Source organism: Streptomyces sp. NPDC016469 (genome assembly GCF_040632905.1).
GTDB lineage: Bacteria > Actinomycetota > Actinomycetes > Streptomycetales > Streptomycetaceae > Streptomyces.
On sequence record NZ_JBEYCQ010000010.1, the window covers coordinates 157,566 to 177,858 of the forward strand.

At 70.9% G+C, this 20,293-nt stretch carries 15 protein-coding genes; 4 read left to right on the forward strand and 11 right to left on the reverse strand.

Features of this window, described 5'->3' with window-relative positions; translation table 11 throughout:
* Positions 1-156: 156 nt before the first annotated feature.
* Entirely contained in the window at positions 157-1,455 is a 1,299-nt protein-coding gene (locus tag ABZ565_RS14110) for a DUF4192 domain-containing protein (RefSeq protein ID WP_361025104.1), read from the reverse strand.
* Between the two features lie 111 nt (positions 1,456-1,566).
* On the opposite strand from ABZ565_RS14110, the gene ABZ565_RS14115 reads away from it, so the two are divergent.
* Positions 1,567-3,738: a RecQ family ATP-dependent DNA helicase gene (locus ABZ565_RS14115; protein WP_361025107.1), complete on the forward strand. Its 2,172-nt coding sequence runs from the start codon at positions 1,567-1,569 to the stop codon at positions 3,736-3,738.
* A 218-nt stretch (positions 3,739-3,956) separates the two neighbouring features.
* Positions 3,957-4,586: a hypothetical protein gene (locus tag ABZ565_RS14120; protein ID WP_361025110.1), complete on the forward strand. Its 630-nt coding sequence runs from the start codon at positions 3,957-3,959 to the stop codon at positions 4,584-4,586.
* A gap of 106 nt (positions 4,587-4,692) precedes the next feature.
* Here the strand turns inward: ABZ565_RS14120 and ABZ565_RS14125 are convergent, their stop codons facing one another.
* The 6 genes from ABZ565_RS14125 to ABZ565_RS14150 all read right to left on the reverse strand — a co-directional run bounded on the left by ABZ565_RS14125 (position 4,693) and on the right by ABZ565_RS14150 (position 10,635).
* Positions 4,693-5,307, reverse strand: coding sequence for a hypothetical protein (locus ABZ565_RS14125; RefSeq protein WP_361025113.1), 615 nt, complete (start codon positions 5,305-5,307; stop codon positions 4,693-4,695).
* Between the two features lie 60 nt (positions 5,308-5,367).
* Entirely contained in the window at positions 5,368-6,078 is a 711-nt protein-coding gene (locus tag ABZ565_RS14130; RefSeq protein ID WP_361025116.1) for a ribonuclease HII, read from the reverse strand.
* A 140-nt stretch (positions 6,079-6,218) separates the two neighbouring features.
* Positions 6,219-7,736 carry a DUF4173 domain-containing protein gene (locus tag ABZ565_RS14135; protein WP_361025301.1) on the reverse strand — a complete coding sequence of 506 codons (1,518 nt, stop codon included), beginning with the start codon at positions 7,734-7,736 and terminating at the stop codon, positions 6,219-6,221.
* A 637-nt stretch (positions 7,737-8,373) separates the two neighbouring features.
* On the reverse strand, positions 8,374-9,270 hold the full coding sequence (locus ABZ565_RS14140) for an ADP-ribosylglycohydrolase family protein (RefSeq protein ID WP_361025119.1): 897 nt from the start codon (positions 9,268-9,270) through the stop codon (positions 8,374-8,376).
* 10 nt (positions 9,271-9,280) lie between these two features.
* Entirely contained in the window at positions 9,281-9,940 is a 660-nt protein-coding gene (locus ABZ565_RS14145; RefSeq protein ID WP_361025122.1) for a histidine phosphatase family protein, read from the reverse strand.
* A gap of 89 nt (positions 9,941-10,029) precedes the next feature.
* Positions 10,030-10,635 carry a YdbC family protein gene (locus ABZ565_RS14150; protein WP_361025125.1) on the reverse strand — a complete coding sequence of 202 codons (606 nt, stop codon included), beginning with the start codon at positions 10,633-10,635 and terminating at the stop codon, positions 10,030-10,032.
* A 191-nt stretch (positions 10,636-10,826) separates the two neighbouring features.
* Here ABZ565_RS14150 and ABZ565_RS14155 point away from each other — a divergent pair, with 191 nt between their 5' ends.
* On the forward strand, positions 10,827-11,363 hold the full coding sequence (locus ABZ565_RS14155) for a TerD family protein (RefSeq protein WP_361025128.1): 537 nt from the start codon (positions 10,827-10,829) through the stop codon (positions 11,361-11,363).
* Positions 11,364-11,429: 66 nt separating this feature from the next.
* Here ABZ565_RS14155 and ABZ565_RS14160 read toward each other — a convergent pair whose 3' ends face one another.
* Both ABZ565_RS14160 and nrdR read right to left on the reverse strand, forming a co-directional pair.
* The gene (locus ABZ565_RS14160; protein ID WP_361025131.1) at positions 11,430-14,333 is read right to left on the reverse strand and encodes a vitamin B12-dependent ribonucleotide reductase; all 2,904 of its coding nucleotides are present in this window, start codon (positions 14,331-14,333) and stop codon (positions 11,430-11,432) included.
* Positions 14,334-14,497: 164 nt separating this feature from the next.
* Positions 14,498-15,010: a transcriptional regulator NrdR gene (nrdR, locus tag ABZ565_RS14165; protein ID WP_361025134.1), complete on the reverse strand. Its 513-nt coding sequence runs from the start codon at positions 15,008-15,010 to the stop codon at positions 14,498-14,500.
* A gap of 516 nt (positions 15,011-15,526) precedes the next feature.
* On the opposite strand from nrdR, the gene lexA reads away from it, so the two are divergent.
* Complete coding sequence (gene lexA, locus ABZ565_RS14170; protein WP_026171816.1) at positions 15,527-16,321, forward strand: transcriptional repressor LexA; 795 nt, start codon at positions 15,527-15,529, stop codon at positions 16,319-16,321.
* Positions 16,322-16,430: 109 nt separating this feature from the next.
* Here the strand turns inward: lexA and ABZ565_RS14175 are convergent, their stop codons facing one another.
* Together ABZ565_RS14175 and ABZ565_RS14180 are read right to left on the reverse strand one after the other, a co-directional pair.
* Positions 16,431-18,401 carry an ATP-dependent DNA helicase gene (locus ABZ565_RS14175; protein ID WP_361025138.1) on the reverse strand — a complete coding sequence of 657 codons (1,971 nt, stop codon included), beginning with the start codon at positions 18,399-18,401 and terminating at the stop codon, positions 16,431-16,433.
* Between the two features lie 50 nt (positions 18,402-18,451).
* Positions 18,452-20,287, reverse strand: coding sequence for an IucA/IucC family siderophore biosynthesis protein (locus ABZ565_RS14180; protein ID WP_361025141.1), 1,836 nt, complete (start codon positions 20,285-20,287; stop codon positions 18,452-18,454).
* Positions 20,288-20,293 lie beyond the last annotated feature (6 nt).

The window sequence follows — 20,293 nt, forward strand, 5'->3', positions numbered from 1 at the left end:
TCCTGACGATAAGCACTCCCTTCCCCGCGACTCTTCACCGGCCTTCCGGGCCCGCCCCCGGGCGCCCCGAAGGGCACGGGCCAGGCACCCCTGTACCGACGTGAGGCGTACGGCCGGCCCCGCGTGCGGCGCCGGGGGTCCGGCGCCGCACTGGTCTCAACGGCCGGTCCTGGTCCCGCGACGCCCTTGCGCCCCGGGCCGGGCGGGCCGCCGCCTGTCCGCCGCTCCGGGCCCAGCGGAGCCGGGACGCGTCCTGGCACGCCCGACCGGCCTCACCCGTGCGGGACGGGCCCCCGCGACCCGTTCCGCACGCCGGCCGGGCCGGGCTGCCCGCATGGTGCGCTCGCCGCGCAGGCAGCGCCGCAGTGTTTCCGGGTCGAGCCCTTGATTGCATGCCTCGTGCAGCAATTGCGCAAAGGTGTAATGCGGATCCAGGCGTAGAGCGAGCCCCAGCGCGACGCGCGCGGCCGGTTCGTCGCCGGTCGACCAGGAGACCCAGCCCGCCAGGGTGAGAGGGGCTGCGGCGTGTTCTTCGTACGGGGCGACGCAGCGGCGGGCCAGCGCTCGCCAGAGCCGCAAGGCGGCATGCGCTTTCGGGCCTTCCATCCACTCCGCCGCCCTGTCGCGGGTATCCCTGTCCTGAAGACCGAGAATCATCGACGCCGCCTCCTCGTCGCCGATCAGCCGGTCGTCGTTGATGTCTGCGAGGGAGGGTGCCGTGGCGGGCGCCTGCCCGAGGCGGTCGATCAGGCTCCCGGCGAGTTTCAGCGTGTCACCCGCGAGCTCCTGGCGGCGTTCCTGGTCGAGCAGCAAGGGCACCATCGCGCTGCTCGCCGCGTCCAGGGCGCGCTGCTGGGCGGCGCCCGATGTGCGAGTGGGCGGTGTGAGCCTCGCCTCCATCTGGCGCAGCGACCCCCGCACCTGAATGCCGGCGTAGGTGGCCGCCGCCGCCATCACCGAGGTACCGGGCATGGCCAGCATGTTGCCTTCGGCCGGGCAGCAACGGGCATCGGGACAGACGTAGGACCAGAAGCGGTTGCCTGAGATGCACAACGCTTCGAGAACCGGCACGTCCAGCGCTCCGCACGCCGTACGCAACCGCTGGGCGAACGGCCGCAGGCGCTCCATGGTCTGGCTGCCCGTCTCGCCGTCCACCGGCTCCTGACAGAGGAAGACGACGATGGCGTCGGGCCTGGCGTCACGCCGCTCGCTTCCCTTGATCAGGCATTCGGCGAGCTGTTCGGCGACCGTCGGCCACTCCAGCGGAGACTGCGGGATGCCGAGCCTGAGCCTGGCTCCGAACCGGCCTCGGCCACCGTGCAGGGCGACCATGACCACGCTGTCGCTCGGATGGAAGCCCATGAGATAGGGAAGAGCGTCTGCCAGCTCGGCCGGGCCCCGCAGGGTGATCTGCTGTTCCTCGGAGGGACCGATTGATTCGGGGTGCTTGTTCATGGCCAGACCGTCTCGCGGACCGGACATTTTCGCTACCTCCTGTGGATAACTTATCCACAGAGAGTGATCGGCTGTTCGCGGTTGTCGGATGCATCGGGTTGCATGGGAGGCATGACCAACGCAGACCGCGCAGAGCTCAGGGCTTCGGCCGATTCCATACTGGCCCGTCTCGTCGGGGACGCCTCCGGCACCGCGCGGCTGCGTGAGGACCAGTGGCGGGCCATCGAGGCACTCGTCGCGGACAAGCGTCGGGCGCTGGTCGTCCAGCGCACCGGCTGGGGGAAGTCCGCGGTGTACTTCGTCGCCACCTCCCTTCTGCGTGCCCTGGGCGCCGGGCCGACGGTCATCGTCTCGCCGCTGCTGGCGCTGATGCGCAACCAGGTCGCGGCGGCCGCCCGCGCCGGCATAAGCGCGCGCACGATCAATTCGTCCAACACGGAGGAGTGGGACACCGTGCAGGCCGAGGTGGCCGCCGGTGAGGTCGACGTCCTGCTGGTCAGCCCCGAACGCCTCAACAATCCCGATTTCCGCGACCAGGTACTGCCCCGGCTCGCCGCGTCCACCGGGCTGCTCGTCGTGGACGAGGCGCACTGCATCTCCGACTGGGGCCACGACTTCCGGCCCGACTACCGGCGGTTGCGGACGATGCTCGCCGACCTTCCCTCCGGTGTGCCGGTGCTCGCCACCACCGCCACCGCGAACGCCCGGGTCACCGCTGACGTGGCGGAGCAACTGGGTACCGGCGCCGGCGCGGACGCGCTGGTGCTGAGGGGCTCGCTGGACCGCGAGAGTCTGAGTCTCGGCGTGTTGCGGCTGCCCGACGCGGCCCACCGCCTGGCGTGGCTCGGGGACCATCTCAAGGAGCTTCCGGGCTCGGGGATCATCTACGCGCTGACGGTCGCGGCCGCCGAGGAGGTCACCGCGTATCTCCGCCAGTGCGGGCACGCAGTCGCCTCCTACACCGGCCGCACCGAGAACGCGGAACGTCAGCAGGCGGAGGACGATCTGCTGGCCAACCGGGTCAAGGCGCTGGTGGCGACTTCCGCGCTCGGCATGGGCTTCGACAAGCCCGACCTCGGCTTCGTCGTGCACCTCGGGTCGCCGTCCTCCCCCATCGCCTACTACCAGCAGGTGGGCCGCGCCGGACGCGGTGTCGAGCACGCCGAGGTGCTGCTCCTGCCGGGCAAGGAGGACGAAGCGATCTGGCGGTACTTCGCGTCGGTCGGCTTTCCGCCGGAGGAGCAGGTCCGCCGCACGATCGACGCGCTGGGCCAGGCCGGGCGTCCGCTCTCGCTGCCCGCCCTGGAGCCGCTGGTCGATCTGCGGCGCGCACGACTGGAAAGCATGCTCAAGGTGCTCGACGTCGACGGGGCGGTCAGGCGGGTGAAGGGCGGCTGGACCGCGACGGGAGAGCCCTGGGCGTACGACGCCGAACGCTACGCGTGGGTGGCCCGTCAACGCGCCGCCGAGCAGCAGGCCATGCGCGACTACGCCACGACGGACGGCTGCCGGATGGAGTTCCTGCGCCGTCAGCTCGACGACGAGGAGGCGACCGCGTGCGGGCGTTGCGACAACTGTGCCGGCGCCCGGTTCGACGCCGGAGTTTCCGAAGCCGCTCTGGACACCGCGAAAGGTGAGCTTCGCAGGCCCGGTGTGGAGGTGGAGCCCCGCAAGATGTGGCCGACCGGGCTCCCGTCGGTGGGCGTCGATCTCAAGGGCAGGATTCCGGCGACGGAGCTCTCCGGCACCGGCCGGGCGCTGGGCAGGCTCACCGACATCGGGTGGGGCAACAGACTGCGCCCGATACTGGCGGCGCAGGCACCCGACGCTCGGGTGCCGGGTGACGTGGCCGACGCCGTGGTGACCGTGCTGGCCGACTGGGCCAAGGGGCCGGGAGGCTGGGCTCCTGGGGCCGCCGACGCCGTTTCCCGCCCGGTCGGTGTCGTCACCATGGCCTCGGAGCGCAGACCCCAGCTCATCGAATCGCTCGGCAGGCACATCGCCGAAGTGGGCCGGATGCCCCTGCTGGGGCAGGTGGGCCTCGCTCCGGACGCCGATGCCGTGCGGATATCTCAGACCAACAGTGCGCATCGGGTCCGCGCTTTGCACGAGAGGCTGGTCGTCCCGCCCGACCTCGCGGATGCCCTGGCGGCCGCGGACGGACCCATACTGCTCGTGGACGATCTCTCGGACACCGGCTGGACTCTCGCCGTAGCGGCCCGCTTGCTGCGTCGGGCCGGGGCGGAGGCGGTGTTTCCGCTGGTCCTCGCCGTTCAGGCGTGACGGGAGGGGTCGGGCGGGGCCGGACTGGGCAGGGATATCCGTGTCATTCCGGCTGAATACCGTCAGCCTCACCAATTGCTCGTTGCCGCCTGCCGATACGCCAGGAAGAATTGGACTCGCTCCCCGCACGGTCCTTTCGCGGGCCCGAGAGGGCTGTGCCGCGGCGCGCCCTCACCCGACCCTGCCCGCATCGTGGGCGCGTATGCGAAGGGAGGACCGTGACCTTCGGATTCGCTCCGTCCGCAGCCACTTCGATGTCGGCAGCCGCCGACTCCGCCAACCGCCTTGCCAGAATGCTCGAACCGGCCGAGTGGGCAGCGGCCGGAATACCCCTGCTGCGCAGCCCGCGTGAGGTGGTCAGCGGCCTGCACGCCAGGCACCGGCCGACCCCGGCCACCGCTGTGGTCGCCGTCCTGGACCACGAGGAGCGCCTGACGGCGAGCGCCTCGTTCGCCCGCCGCTCGGTGACGGCCGACGGATGGGAGTTCCGGAACTCACTGCTGGCGCATCTGCGCCGCGTCATCCCGCATGATCTGCGCCGCCGTACGCCCGTCCGCACCGCGGTACTGCTCTACTGCCGCGAAGGGGACGAGCGTTGGACGGAGGAGGACGGAGCGTGGATGTGGGGGCTGCGGGACGCCTGCACACTGCACGGGCTGCGGTGCGGCGCGTACATCACGCTGACCCGGGGCGGCTGGCAGGTGCTGGGCGAGGGTCGGGGCGGCCGCCGTCCGAACTCCATGTCGCAGCCTTCAGCCCTCGCCGACACCGCCCTTGGCTCGGAGCAGGTGCCGTCGCGCACCGGCGGCGGAGCGGCGCAGGCACTGCACCGTTCCGCCGCACGCTGACTGAGCACGGCTTCGGCGGTCCGGTCGCCCACGCGGGCAGCCGGACCGCCGAAGCCGCCGGGTCATGCCGGAACGGAACCGGCCGCGGACCCGCCGGCGCCGGTGTTCAGACTCCGGCGCCGAGCGCCGCGTCGATACGCTGCGGGTCGCCGCAGACGATCAGCAGCACACCGGCGGACTCGCGGGCCTTGGCCAGTGCCCGCGCGGCCTCATCGTCGGCCGGGCCATTGACCGCGACGACCACCACGGGCCGGGGCTTGACGCGGTCCGCCGCGGCCGCGGCGAAGAAGACGTCGTCGCCCGCTTCGAGCTGGGCCCAGTAGGCGGCCTCACCGAAGGAGAGCTCGTGGGCCGCCCACGGGTGCTGTCCGCCCGTGGTCAGCACCAGGATGTCGCCGGGTGCGCGACCGGAGTCGAGCAGCAGATCCACCGCCTCGTCGGCGGCGTCGAGCGCCCCGTCGGCCGAAGCGGGGATGACCTGGATCTGCGGTGCGGAACGATTCTCCGGCGGCGCCGCCTGGGGCCGGCCGGAGGTGGAGTGCTGGCGCTGCGCCGGGGGCGCAGGCCGCGGGCCGGGACCCGGGCGACCGGGGCGCGGCGTGGCCGCTGAACGCGGACCGGGTACGGGACGAGGGGTCGACGCGGCGCGGCCGGTGGCCGGGGTGGCGCGGGGACCCTGGGCGCTCTCGTGAATCTGAGGCTCCTCGGGGATGAGAGGCATGGGTGGTTGTCTATCAAACGCCGGCACCAAGGGCATCGGCGGGTGGGCACATATGCGCGATCAGAAATCGAAGCCGAGCTGGCCCCCGCTTTCCAGTGCGGCCGCCTCGGCGGAGAAACGGACCTTCTTCAGGTGCTGCCACCGGGGCAGCGCGTCGAGATAGGACCACGAGAGGCGGTGGTGGGCGGTGGGCCCACGCTCCTCGAGTGCGGCCCTGTGCACGGGCGACGGATAGCCGGCGTTGGCCTCGAACGCGAAGTCCGCGTACTCCCCGTTCCGCGCGCCGAGTTCGGCCATCGCGGCGTCCCGACGGACCTTCGCGATCACCGACGCCGCGGCCACCGCCACGCAGGACTGGTCCCCCTTGATGACGGTACGGACCTGCCAGGGGCTGCCCAGGTAGTCGTGCTTACCGTCCAGGATCACCGCGTCGGGGCGGACCGGCAGCGCCTCCAGGGCGCGTACGGCCGCGAGCCGGAGCGCGGCGGTCATGCCCAGGTCGTCGATCTCCTGGGGGGAGGCGTCACCGATGCCGTAAGCGGTGACCCAGCTCTCCAGCACCGGCGCGAGTTCCGCACGGCGCTTGGGGCTGATCAGCTTGGAGTCGGTGAGTCCGGCGGGGGGCCTGCGAAGACCGGTGACCGCGGCACACACCGTGACGGGCCCCGCCCACGCTCCGCGTCCGACCTCGTCGACACCGGCCACGATCTTGGCACCGGTGGTGGCGCGCAGTGAGCGCTCGACGGTGTGCGTGGGTGGTTCGTACGGCATGGCGTCTGTCAGCGTACGCCGAAGGGAACGCCAGGAACACCCCGGGGCACCCCTCTCAGGCTCGCACCGGCGGTCGCGCGCCGGACGGCGCGCGACACACGGCTCCGGACAGGCCCTCGACGCCTCGGCCTACGGATCGATCAGTACGGGTCGTACGGGTCGTAGACGTCGTCCGTACCGCCGCCGCGCTGGTCACCGTTGTCGCCCGTGCTCAGCCCCCGGCAGTCGAGGGCGCGGAAGCCGGGGTCCCAGTCGCCGAGGATGTCCCGGGCTCGCGCTTCGCCCCAACTCGTCGCGTACCAGGGCTCGTCGGAGTTCCGTAGGTCGCGCTGGATGTCCTGCAGCGCGCAGGAGCGCAGGGGCTCGGGCAAGGCGTTGAGAGCAGGTACGGCGTCGGCCGACAGACCCTTGAGGTACTCGATGTCGATCGAGTGATCGTTGCGGTAGCGCTGGACGTTCTGCTCGGCGATGAGCCCGTCGGGCGAGAGGAGACCGAAGGCCAGTACGCCGACGGCGGCGCTGGCCGCGACCGCACGCGGCAGCAGCCGAGGACCGAACACGCCGGCCGCCATGATCAGTACGAGGATCACGCCGAGCCAGAGTTCCACGGCAGCCACGGAGATCCTCAGCCTGGTCAGGCCGTACGCGTCGACATAGAGGTCCATACGGCGCAGGGCCGAGGCGACCACGACAAGCGTGAGGAAGCACAGGGTGCCCAGCACGCAGCGGACGAGGGTGCGGTCGCGGGTGCCACCGCGCGGGGCCCAGCGGAGGGCGAGCGCGATGACGCCGAGTGTGAGCACCGTGGCCCAGAGCAGTTGCCAGAAGCCCTGGCGGGCGTATTCGGAGTAGCTCAGATCCGTCTCGGCCATCACCTTGTCGTATCCGCCGAGCAGCACCGTGAGCTGGATGGTGAGGAACGCCGCGAAGAGAAGGTTCAGAACGATGAGCGGGAGAGCCCATTCCAACCGCCCGCGCGCCTTGCCCGGCCGTACCGTCAAGCCGTCCCAGCGGACCGGGGCGGCGGCGGTACAGGCGGCGGCGAGGGCACCCACCAGACCGAGAAGGCCCAGGAAGATCCGCCACGGACCGTCACCGACCGACACATCCGGGGTCAGGTTGCCCAGCAGGTCCGCGAAGGCGGCGTCGGCACTCGCGAAGAGCGCGCCGAACACGATGACCAGGACGACGGCCACGGCCACGGACCGGAACACGACGCCGAACCGGCCCCGTGAGCCCGACATCCGCTCGCGCACACCGCGGACGCCCCAGCCCAGTGACTCGAAAACGGAGGTGAACACACCGAGGGAACCGAGGAACACGCCGAGCCAGCTCCGGCTGCCATGAAGCGCCAGCGAGCCGAGTGCCAGAGCGGACACCATCGCGAGGAAGGTGGGCCAGCCGGCATCCCGGAGCGCGGGAACGGCCAGGAGTGCCAGGCCGCCGATCCCCCACACGGCGGTCCAGGGACGGAGCCTGCGGCCCGCCGCCCTGGCGGAGATGTAGGCGCCGGCCGAGGCGGGCAGTGCCACGAGGAGCAGGTTCAGCCCGATGCCGTCGCCCAGCAGAACCATGCTGAGCAGGGCCGTCGCGACGGTGGCCCAGAGGGTGCCGGTGTGGACGGGCCCAGGCTTGGCGGTCCGGAGCCGCGTCGTCACCGAGGGCGGTGGTTTGCCCCAGGGGCTCGGCTGCCCCTGCCCGCCGGGGCGCTGCGCCGCGTAGGCGGGGATCTTCGGTGGTTCCGGCATCGGCGGGGTACCGCCTCTCGCCTCACCCCGGCCTTGGGCTTCGGGGGCGACGGGGGCGACGGGGGCGACGGCCGGCACGGGTATCCGCTCGCCCTGCGCCCCCTTGGCCGCGGCCCGCCCGGTGCCGACTTGCCCGGGGACGCTCTGCTGCGGCGCGGCCTGCTGGGGAGTGGCGTGGCTGGGAACACCCTGTTCCCGCTCGGCCCGTCCGGTGTCTACCGGCTCGGGAGTGGCGTGGTCCGGCGCGGGCCGGGACGAGGCGGGCTGGTCCGGCGCGGGCTCGGGCCGGGGTGAATCTGGCGGTGTTTCGGACACGGGATCCCTCCCCACCGGGGTCCGCTCGCGCGAGCCCTGGGCAGCGCGTGGCCCCCCGGCGTCTCATTCGGTGCGCACCCGTCGTCATGATCACCGAGGGCGGCGTGGCCGAAAGAGTATCCCCGCGTTACGGCCGTCAGCCGTGAGGGGGGATGCTGTGGCAGGACCGTGACAGTCGAAGCGGCGGTCCTGCCGATGCGTTCCGCCGCCGCACCGCGAACCACCGCGCGAGCTAGCGGGGCGTCCAGTCCGGAAGGAGCTCCGTCCGGGCCGTCCAGTGCGCCGGAGGGGCCCCCGCGGTGCTTGCCGCGATCACACCGCCGACGATGGCGCAGGTCGTGTCCACGTCGCCACCGGCCTGGGCCGTCACCCAGAACGCCTCTTCGAAGTCGCCGAGGCTCCGCGCCGCCGACCACAGGGCGAAGGGGACGGTGTCGTGCGCGCTGGTACGGCGCCCGTTGCCGAGGACCGCCGCGACGGTGCCCGCGTCCTTGTAGTCGAGCATGTCCCGGGCCCGCCGAAGCCCGGCGCCGACGGCGCTGCGCGGGACGAGCGCGACGACGCCGTCCAGCAGGTCCTCGGGAGCGGGCGGCCCGGCCGGTGAGGCGACGAGTGCCGCGGCAGCCGCGACGGCCATCGCGCCGACGACGGCCTCCCGGTGCTGGTGCGTGGTGTACGAGGAGATCTCCGCCTGGTGCGTGGCCTGCTCGGGGTCGTCCGCGTACCAGGCGCCGAGCGGTGCGATGCGCATCGAGGAACCATTGCCCCACGAGCCCTGTCCGTTGAACAGGGAGGAGGCGAGTTCCCGCCAGTCGCCGCCCTCGCGGACCAGGCGCAGCATGCGGTTCACGGCCGGGCCGTATCCGCGGTCGAAGTCGTGGTGGTGCGCGAAGGACCGCGCCAGGGCGTCCTGGTCGATCCGACCGTGCTCCTGGAGTACGGCCACGACGGAGCAGGCCATCTCCGTGTCGTCGGTCCACTGCCAGGGCCCGGGCGGCAGGGCGCGGTCCTTGAGGAGCGGATAGTTGGCGGGCACGAAGAACTGGGAGCCGAGGGCGTCTCCCACGGAGAGGCCGCGCAGGCTGGCCAGGGTGCGTTCGAGGCGCTGGTCGGAAGCGGATTCGGTCATCGCTTCCACTCTATCCGGAGATGCCGTAGGGCTCAGGAGTACGCCAGCGGGCGAAGGGCCGGTCGAGCGTGTACCGCCCGTCCTTGCCGAGTACGAGCGTCCGCGATTCCCCGTTCCCGGGGTTGGAAAGCGACTCGAATTCGGCCACGGACCAGTGGAACCAGCGCATGCAGAAGAGCCGCATGGTCAGACCGTGGGTGACCAGCAGGACGTTCGGCGGGTGGTCCGGGGCCTCGAAGCTGCGGTGCAGGCTCTCCAGGAAGGCGCCGACCCGGTCGTACACATCCGCCCCGGACTCGCCCTGTGCGAAGCGGTAGAAGAAGTGCCCGTAGGCGTCCCGGTAAGCCTTCTGCAGTCTCACGTCGTCGCGGTCCTGCCAGTTCCCCCAGTCCTGCTCGCGCAGCCGGGGTTCCTCGCGGACCCGTACCCGTCCGGGGTCCAGGCCGAGGGAGGCGAACGTCTCGTGGGTCCGCCGGTAGGGGGAGACGTATACGCTGACCCGCTCCTCCCCGAAGAGCCCGCGCAACCGCTCCCCCGCCTCGTGGGCCTGGTGCAACCCGGCGGGGGTGAGCCTCAGCGCGTGGTCGGGTTCGCGCTCGTACACGGTGTCGTCGGCGTTGCCCTCGGACTCACCGTGCCGGACAAGAACGATTCGTTGCGGTCGTGCCATACAACGACACTAGATCGAGTCATCGCCGTTCGAGCGCCTGTCCGGAATTCGTCGGTGCATGTCGCCGCCGTACCCGCCGCTCGGGGCCGTCACACCGTCCAGGACGGTTCGAGCCGCACCACGTCGCCCGCGAGCGCCGCCACGTCCTCCTCCGTACCCGCGCGCTGCGAGAGCCGGTCCACGCTGCCCGGCCGGTATTTGCCGCGTTCCGCGCTGGACTGCCACATCGACAGGACCAGGAACTCATGCCCGGGCGCCTCACCGAAGACCCCTCGCAGCATCCCCGGCGATCCCGCCATCGCCGGATTCCACACCCGCTGCTGCATCAGCGCGAAGTGTTCGACCCGGTCCTCGTGGACCCGGCTGTGGGCCACCCTGAGTACATCCGCGTCCGTGAAGCGCGGTTCGAATCCGGTCTTCACGTCGAAGCGGTACTCGAAGAGTTTGACCTGGAGGTCCTGGTACGTGCCGGACTGCGCCGCGGCCAGGGCGTCGTGGCCGCGCGCCATGAAGGAGTCGTAGAAGACCCGGTTCTCCCAGAAGGCGAAGACGTGCGCCACCTCCGGCCGGACGCGGCTCCAGCCCCCGCCCTGCCCCCTGAATCCCGGCTCACCCAGCAGCCCCACCCACTTCCGCTGCCCCTGTTCGAAACCCCGACGGTCCGACACACTGCAGCGAATCCACTTGACCAGCACGGCGCCATCGTACGGCTGTCGGACGTGGCGTGGGTCACGCTCCCGCGTAGTCCACCGGAACCGGCCGTCTCCCGCCCGATCCTGGCCCGTTTCAGCCGCTCGTCCCCAAGCCGGTTGGTTCGGCGGGAAGTTGCCGACATGATCGGGGGACGGAACAGGAGCGCCGTCCTCGCGCGCAGGAGGGAAGTCCGATGAGCACTCCCAACAAGGATCTCGAAAAGGTCGAGGTGCGGATCAAGTGGGACCCCAGTGATCAGGGTGAGGCCCCCAACGACCTCGACATCATCGCGGCGACCTACCCGGCGGACGAGCCGTACGGCAGCCCGGCGTACCTCGTCCACTTCGACAGCCGGGCACCCGACGGCACGATCACGCTCGACCGGGACAGCAGGACGGGCCAGGGGCTCGGCTACGACGAGGTGATGAAACTGGAGCTGGACCGGCTGTCCGACGCCTATGCCCGGGTCGTCGTCGGCGTCGCCATCCAACAGCGCGACGGCCGGAAGACGTTCGGCGCCATAGAGCGCACCGGGGTCCAGGTCCGCGAGGGCTACACGACGCTCGCGGAGGACGACTTCTCCTCCGTGGGGGGCGCCACCGCGGCCGTCGTGGCCGAATTCGTGCGGGCCGAGTCCGGCGGCTGGCACTTCCACGGCACTGTGCGGGGTTTCGACGGCGACCCCGAGGAGTTCGCCGCGGCGATGGGCGGCCGCGCGTTCGGCGCCTAGGCGCCGCGTAACAGCGGTGCGGGCAGGCCCTCCGGGGAGGACCTGCCCGCACTCACCGTTCAATGATCAGCTGCAACCGCTGGTGGAGCCGCAGCCCTCGCAGATGTAGCAGGAGCCGGCGCGCTGCATCTTCGTACCGCAGGAGAAGCAGAGCGGGGCGTCCGCGCTGATGCCGAGCTGCATCTCGACCAGCTCGGCCGACGTGTGCGCAGTCCGCGGCTCGGCCTTCTCGGTCTCCTGGACCGGGGCGACCGCCTTCAGCGTCTCCGTCCGCACCGGGGCGGTCTGGGCCAGGGTCTCGGCCTCCAGCTGCTCCTCCTCGAACGTCGGCTCGTAGGAGCCGGTGTCGAGGTGGCGCTGACGCTCCTCGGCGGAGTGGATGCCGAGGGCCGAGCGGGTCTCGAAGGGCAGGAAGTCGAGCGCCAGGCGGCGGAAGATGTAGTCGACGATCGACTGCGCCATCCGCACGTCCGGGTCGTCCGTCATACCGGCCGGCTCGAAGCGCATGTTGGTGAACTTCGAGACGTACGTCTCCAGCGGCACGCCGTACTGCAGACCCACCGAGACCGCGATGGAGAAGGCGTCCATCATGCCCGCGAGGGTCGAGCCCTGCTTGGACATCTTCAGGAAGACCTCGCCCAGGCCGTCGTCCGGGTAGGAGTTGGCCGTCATGTAACCCTCGGCGCCGCCCACCGTGAACGAGGTGGTGATGCCGGGCCGGCCCTTGGGCAGACGCTTGCGGACCGGGCGGTACTCGACCACCTTCTCGACCGCGGTACGGATGGTGTCCTCGGCCTTGGCCGTGACGGCCTCCTTCTCCTTCTCCTTGGTCTTGGCGGAGAGGGGCTGGCCGACCTTGCAGTTGTCGCGGTAGATCGCGAGCGCCTTGACGCCCATCTTCCACGCCTCGAAGTAGACCTCTTCGACGTCTTCGACGGTGGCCGACTCCGGCAGGTTCACCGTCTTGGAGAGCGCGCCGGAGATCCACGGCTGGATGGCCGCCATCATGCGCACGTGGCCCATCGCGGAGATGGACCGCTCGCCCATCGCGCAGTCGAAGACCTCGTAGTGCTCGGTCTTCAGGCCGGGGGCGTCGATCACATTGCCGTGCTCGGCGATGTGGGCGACGATCGCCTCGATCTGCTCCTCCTGGTAGCCCAGGCGGCGCAGGGCCTGCGGGACGGTGCCGTTGACGATCTGCATCGAGCCGCCGCCGACCAGCTTCTTGAACTTGACCAGGGCGAGGTCGGGCTCAAGACCGGTGGTGTCGCAGGACATCGCGAGGCCGATGGTCCCGGTGGGCGCGATGACCGACGCCTGCGCGTTACGGAAACCGTTCTTCGCGCCGAGCCGGATCACGTCCTGCCACGCCTCGGTCGCGGCGGCCCAGATCGGGTTGTCCAGGTCGTCGACGTGCACGGCCGCGGCGTTGGCGTCGGCGTGCTGCTTCATGACGCGCTGGTGCGGCTCGGCGTTGCGGGCGTAGCCGTCGTACGGGCCGACCACGGCGGCCAGCTCGGCGGAGCGCTTGTACGAGGTGCCGGTCATCAGCGAGGTGATGGCGCCGGCGAGCGCGCGGCCGCCGTCGCTGTCGTACGCGTGGCCGGTTGCCATCAGCAGGGCGCCGAGGTTGGCGTAGCCGATGCCGAGCTGGCGGAAGGCGCGGGTGTTCTCGCCGATCTTCTCGGTCGGGAAGTCGGCGAAGCAGATGGAGATGTCCATCGCGGTGATGACCAGCTCGACGACCTTGGCGAAGCGCTCGGACTCGAAGGACTGGTTGCCCTTGCCGTCGTCCTTGAGGAACTTCATCAGGTTCAGCGAGGCGAGGTTGCACGAGGTGTTGTCCAGGTGCATGTACTCGCTGCACGGGTTCGAGCCGTTGATCCGGCCGGACTCGGGGCAGGTGTGCCAGTGGTTGATCGTGTCGTCGTACTGGATACCCGGGTCGGCGCAGGCCCAGGCGGCCTCGGCCATCTTGCGGAAGAGGGACTTCGCCTCGACCTCTTCGATGACGTCGCCCGTCATCCGGGCGCGCAGCCCGAACTTGCCGCCGGACTCGACGGCCTTCATGAACTCGTCGTTCACGCGGACCGAGTTGTTGGCGTTCTGGTACTGGACGGACGTGATGTCGTCGCCGCCCAGGTCCATGTCGAAGCCCGCGTCGCGCAGGGCGCGGATCTTCTCCTCCTCCTTCACCTTGGTCTCGATGAAGTTCTCGATGTCGGGGTGGTCGACGTCGAGGATGACCATCTTGGCCGCGCGGCGGGTGGCGCCACCGGACTTGATCGTTCCGGCGGAGGCGTCGGCGCCCCGCATGAAGGAAACGGGTCCGGAGGCGTTGCCGCCGGAGGAGAGGAGTTCCTTGGAGGAACGGATACGGGAGAGGTTCAGGCCGGCCCCGGAGCCGCCCTTGAAGATCATGCCCTCTTCCTTGTACCAGTCGAGGATCGACTCCATGGAGTCGTCGACGGCCAGGATGAAGCAGGCGGAGACCTGCTGCGGCTGGGGCGTACCGACGTTGAACCACACCGGGGAGTTGAAGCTGAAGATCTGGTGCAGGAGGGCGTACGCCAGCTCGTGCTCGAAGATCTCCGCGTCGGCGGGGGAGGCGAAGTACTGGTAGTCCTCGCCGGCCTTCCGGTACGTCTTGACGATCCGGTCGATCAGCTGCCGCAGACCGGTCTCACGCTGCGGGGTGCCCACGGCGCCCCGGAAGTACTTGCTGGTGACGATGTTGACCGCGTTCACCGACCAGAAGTCGGGGAACTCGACGCCACGCTGCTCGAAGTTGATCGAGCCGTCGCGCCAGTTGGTCATGACGACGTCACGGCGCTCCCAGGACACCTCGTCGTACGGATGCACGCCGGGAGTGGTGTGGATGCGCTCGATACGCAGGCCCTGCTTGGACGCAGTCGACTTGGTCCCCTTGTTGCGGGAACCCCGTGCCGGGCCGCTCGCCGTCTCTGTCATGCCGCCTCCCATATGTGGGCAAAAACGCCCTGAAGTGCCGAGAACTTCCCCGGGCACAGTGTGTGTCTGATGCTTCGGCCGCCGTATTCCTCATACGTCGCCCGGAGCAAGGTCCTGGTGCCGGCCCGCGCGATCCCCGGATCGACGCGGCCGACGACTGCCGCTCAGTCGGCGGCGACGGCGGGGGCGGGGACCTCGAGGGTCTCGCCGCTCCCGCATGATTGCGCGCGAGGTCGCCGCTCACGGAGTTCCGTGATGGCGGCCTCGAAGTCTTCGAGGCTGTCGAACGCCCGGTACACGGACGCGAAGCGCAGGTAGGCGACGAGGTCGAGTTCCTGCAGGGGACCGAGGATGGCCAGGCCCACGTCGTGCGTGGTCAGCTCGGCGCTGCCGGTCGCGCGCACCGCCTCCTCTACCCGCTGGCCCAGCTTGGCGAGGGCGTCCTCGGTGACGGGCCGCCCCTGGCACGCCTTGCGCACACCCGAGATGACCTTGGTGCGGCTGAAGGGCTCGGTGACCCCGCTGCGCTTGACCACCATGAGTGAACAGGTCTCCACCGTGGTGAAGCGGCGGGAGCAGTCGGGGCACTGGCGGCGCCGGCGAATCGAGGTCCCGTCGTCGGTGGTGCGACTGTCGACGACCCGGCTGTCGGGGTGCCTGCAGAAGGGGCAGTGCATGGCTCCCAACCCTCCTTCACAGCACGACTGAATAGCCTCTTCAGGCCCGGTCAGGGGCCCTCGAAGCGGTCTCAAGCATAGGCGATGACCGCACCCCCGATGGACGGGGGACCACAACTTCTGGGCGGCTGGAACAATCCAACCACTAGATCTTGGGTTCAGCCGCGCATTTGGCCCAGAGCGCGTGTCGCGCCGGAGGGCGGCCGGAAGGCAGCGTAAGGCCGACCAAGAGGGTACGGGAAGCACCCGGACGACGGACGACCGGGCGGCCACCCCGCGACGGCTGCGCGCAGGACGCCGCGCTACGGTCCTGGGGCGGCCGCAAGCACCGCCGAAGCCCGTGGCGGCGTTCCCGGCGACACGCGGTCGTCGCGCACCGTAGGCGGCCTCATACACCTGGCAGTGGACTCCCGACAGTCTTTTATTCGTTTTTCACTCGAACGTGTGTTTGGCGCAACCTTTCGAAAGCTACTACCGTTGTGCAGCCAGGGAGACCATTCGAGAGGGGCCGCCGACGTGACCACCACCGCAGACAGTGCCATCATCACTGCCCAGGACCGCTCCCAGAGCCGACTCGAGCCGGTGCATGCCATGAATGACTCAGTCACGAACACGGAGGGTCCGGAGCCCGGGCGCCCAGCGCGCTCGCTTCCCGGACGACCTCCCGGAATCCGGGCGGACAGCTCGGGGCTCACGGACCGGCAGCGGCGGGTGATCGAGGTCATCCGGGATTCCGTGCAGCGACGCGGCTATCCGCCGTCGATGCGGGAGATCGGTCAGGCGGTGGGCCTCTCCAGCACCTCCTCCGTCGCCCATCAGCTGATGGCGCTGGAGCGCAAGGGCTTCCTGCGCCGCGACCCCCACCGCCCCCGGGCGTACGAGGTACGCGGCTCCGACCAGCCGAGCACGCAGCCGACGGACACCACGGGCAAGCCCGCCGCCTCGTACGTGCCGCTGGTGGGCCGGATCGCCGCCGGTGGGCCGATCCTCGCCGAGGAGTCGGTGGAGGACGTCTTCCCACTCCCCCGCCAGCTGGTGGGGGACGGCGAGCTCTTCGTGCTCAAGGTCGTCGGTGACTCGATGATCGAGGCGGCGATCTGTGACGGCGACTGGGTCACCGTGCGCCGCCAGCCCGTCGCGGAGAACGGCGACATCGTGGCAGCCATGCTGGATGGCGAGGCCACGGTGAAGCGCTTCAAGCGCGAGGACGGCCATGTCTGGCTGCTCCCGCACAACGCCGCGTACCAGCCGATCCCCGGCGACGAGGCGACGATCCTCGGCAAGGTCGTCGCGGTGCTGCGCAGGGTCTGAGACCCGCACCTCACGCTCTCTGGGAGAAGGGGCCCCGGACCGGCTTCGCGCCGGTCCGGGGCCCCTTTTCGTGTACGCCCCTGCGGGAGGGTGTACGCCCCCCGAGGGGCTACCGCCCGTCCGCCTTGGCCGCCGCGTCGATCGCGGCGAGCGAGCGGCGGGCCTGGTTGCGGTCGGTGGTGTACCAGAAGCCGGGGAGCGAGGCCCGCAGATAGCTGCCGTAGCGGGCGTTGGCCAGGCGCGGGTCGAGCACCGCGACGACGCCCTTGTCCCCCGTGGCCCGTACGAGACGGCCGGCGCCCTGAGCCATCAGCAGCGCGGCATGCGTGGCCGCCACCGCCATGAAGCCGTTGCCCCCGGCCTCCTCGACCGCCTTCTGCCGCGCGCTCATCAAGGGGTCGTCGGGCCGGGGGAACGGGATCCTGTCCATGACCACCAGCTGACAGCTCGCCCCGGGCACGTCCACGCCCTGCCACAGCGACAGCGTGCCGAAGAGGCAGGTCTCCGGATCGGCGGCGAAATTCTTGATCAGCTCGCCCAGGGTCTCTTCGCCCTGGAGCAGGATCGGCTGGTCCAGCCGGCCGCGCAGCTCCTCGGCCGCCGCCTTGGCCGCCCGCATGGAGGAGAACAGCCCCAGTGTGCGCCCGCCGGCCGCCTCGATGAGCTCGGACAGCTCGTCCAGCATGTCCGTGCGGGAGCCCTCGCGTCCCGGGGTCGCCAGATGCCGCGCGACGTACAGGATGCCCTGCTTCGGGTAGTCGAACGGCGAGCCGACGTCCAGGCCCTTCCACTGCGGGACGTCCTCGCCCGCAGTGCCCTCCGGAGCGAGCCCCAGGGAGGCGCCCACACCGTTGAAATCGCCACCCAGCTTGAGCGTGGCCGAGGTGAGCACGACGGAGCGCTCGGCGAACAGCTTCTCGCGCAGCAGCCCGGAGACGGAGAGCGGGGCGACGCGCACCGAGGCCCCGAACCGGTCGTGGCGCTCGTACCAGACGACGTCGTACTCGGAGCCCTGCGTGATGCGCTCGGCGACGGCGTGGACGGACTCCACCGAGGCCAGCGCCTGCTTGCGGACCGCGTCCTCGTCCTGGACGGACTTGTCCCGCGTGGCGCCGATCGCGGAGATCACCGTGCGCGCGGCGTCCCGCAGGGCCATCAGCGCGTACCCCAGATCCTCCGGGACCTCCTCCAGGCGGCCGGGGAGCGCCAGCTCCATGACCCGCTCGAAGCCCTCGGAGGCGGTCTGCAGCGCGTCGGCCGCCTTCTCGTTGACCAGCTTCGCGGCGCGGCGCACCGCGCGGTTGACCTGGCCGGGGGTGAGCTCGCCGGTGGCCACACCGGTGACCCGGGAGACCAGCTCGTGGGCCTCGTCCACGATCAGCACCTCGTGCTGCGGGAGCACCGGGGCGCCCTCGATGGCGTCGATCGCCAGGAGCGCGTGGTTGGTGACCACCACATCGGCGAGCTTGGCCCGCTCCCTGGCCTGCTCGGCGAAGCACTCCGCCCCGTAGGCACACTTGCTCGCGCCCAGGCACTCCCGGGAGGAGACCGAGATCTGCGCCCAGGCCCGGTCCGAGACGCCGGGGGTGAGATCGTCCCGGTCGCCCGTCTCCGTCTCGTCGGCCCAGTCGCGCATGCGCAGCAGGTCCTGGCCGAGCTTGCTGGACGGGGCCGCCGCCTCGAACTGGTCGAACAGCCCCTCCTCCTCGTCCTGCGGCACGCCCTCGTGGAGCCGGTGCAGACAGAGGTAGTTCGACCGGCCCTTGAGCATCGCGAACTGGGGGCGGCGGCGCAGCAGCGGATGCAGCGCGTCGACCGTACGCGGCAGATCGCGCTCCACGAGCTGGCGCTGGAGGGCCAGCGTCGCCGTGGCCACGACGACGCGCTCGCCGTGTGCCAGGGCCGGCACCAGGTAACCGAGCGACTTGCCCGTCCCCGTGCCGGCCTGGACGAGCAGGTGGGATTGGTCGTCTACGGCCTCGGCGACGGCGGCGGCCATGGCGGCCTGGCCGGGCCTCTCCGTACCGCCGACGGCGGTCACGGCGGCGTGCAGGAGCTCGGGGAGGGATGGCTTCGTCATAGCCCCGCCAGCCTACGGGGCGCCGCTGACATCGACGGGCACTCCCGGCCTCACTCGGTGGGGTGGAGCGGGTTGGCCACGCTGCCGTGGACCGCCGCGTGCGGGCGTACGGGCCGGTCGCGGTAGCCGTCCAGATGCAGCCGGTTCCGGTTCAGACAGAGGCGGTCGATGCGCGGGGTGAGCATGTCGAACATCTCGAACCGCTCCTTCAGCTCGGGGAAGCGGGCGTGGTAGCGCAGGATCTCCGCCCGGACGAGTGACCAGAACTCGCCCTCGGGGACGCCGAGCTGTTCCTCGCAGAGCGGGGAGAGAAACCTGAAGACACCGGTGAAGAGCCCGGAGTGGATGAACTGGGTGAGGAAGGCCGGTTCCTCGGTCAGCAGGACGCGGCGCACGTCCTCCGGCATGGTGTCGTGCTCGGGCAGCGGCTGCGCGCTCACGTTGACGTCGTCCACGAAGTCCTTGATCGCGAGGCGCACGGGCACGTCCTGCTCGTCGAAGACCACGATCGCGTTCTCGCCGTGTGGGGAGAAGACCGTGCCGTAGCGGTACAGGAAGTGCAGCAGCGGCGGCAGCAGGGCGGCGAAGAGCCGGGTCAGCCAGACGGTGGGCGCCAGCCCGGAGCGGGCGACCAGCTCGGCGGTGAAGGCGCGTCCCCCGGGGTCGGTGTGGAGCAGGGAGGCGAGGGTACGGGCCCGCTCCCCCGGCGCCAGGCGGGGCGGCAGCGGCTCGCGCCAGATCGCCCCGAGGATCTCCTTGAACTGGTACGGAGCCTCGGGAAGGTGGTCGTACAGCGGGTGCTCGACGGTGACCGAGGCGACCTCGCCGAGCAGGATCACGCCGCAGGTGTCGCGCAGGAACGGGTCGTTGTCGCGCAGCCCCAGCACCCAGCCAGTGACAGCGGGCGCGGCGATGGTGCGCTCGGTGGGCAGCCCGCGCCAGACCAGGGTGTTGAGGACCGACAGCGGCAGCTTGACCGTGTGCCGGTCGGGCCGCGCGAGGTTGGCGAAGGTACGGATGGACTGCTGCGGCAGGCGTACGTCCGGGTCGGCGGGCAGCGGCACGATGTCTCCGGCGGCGATGGCCGGCGCGAAGAGGGGCACGATCCACTCGTCCCACTGCCAGGGGTGGACCGGCAGGAAGTGGTAGCCGTCCGGGTCCAGGCCGCGTGCGCGCAGGCTGTCGGCGAAGGACACACGGACGGTCGCGTCGAGCTCCTGGGTGTAGAGCTTGTCCGGGGTGGACAGGGCGGGCACGCCCCGGTAGGCGGCGATCCGGTGGGAGACGGCGAGCCAGGGCAGCCGGACGGGCTCGCGGGCCTCGGGGGCGTAGCGGGCGGCGTCGGTGGCCGAGAAGCCGAGCCGGCCCTTGTTGGCGACGATCCAGGGGTGGCCGGTCTGGTGCCCCTCCAGCTCCGCGTAGCCGAGACCGGCCAGCTCGGCGGCGGTGAGCGCGGTGTGGTCGAGGCGGGCGTCCGCGGCGAGCGTGGTGGTCAGCTCGCGGAGGAGGTGGCCGAGCGTGGCACCGTCGAGGCCGAGGAGGCGGCGGGCCCGGGTCACGAACAGCAGCGGATCGCGGAAGGGAACGCTGCCCGCCGCGGGGTCGGGGCCCTCCGCTCGGATCGATCCCGGTTCCACGCGCCAGCTCCCGTACACACCGCGCCGGGCGGTGAAGGAGAGGCTGCCGCCGTCGTCCAGCGGGAGGGTGTACGTGCTGCCGCCGGCGGTTCGCGGAGCCGGCTCGATGACTTCCTCGTAGGCGAATTCACCGAGCATCTTCGCGAGCATCCGGGAGGCGGCCCGGTCCCAGGTCACCCGGTTGAGCTCCGGGGTGTCGAGCAATGCGGGCGGCTCCGTTGCGTCGTGGTGCGCAGGGTATTTCGGCACGGGGAC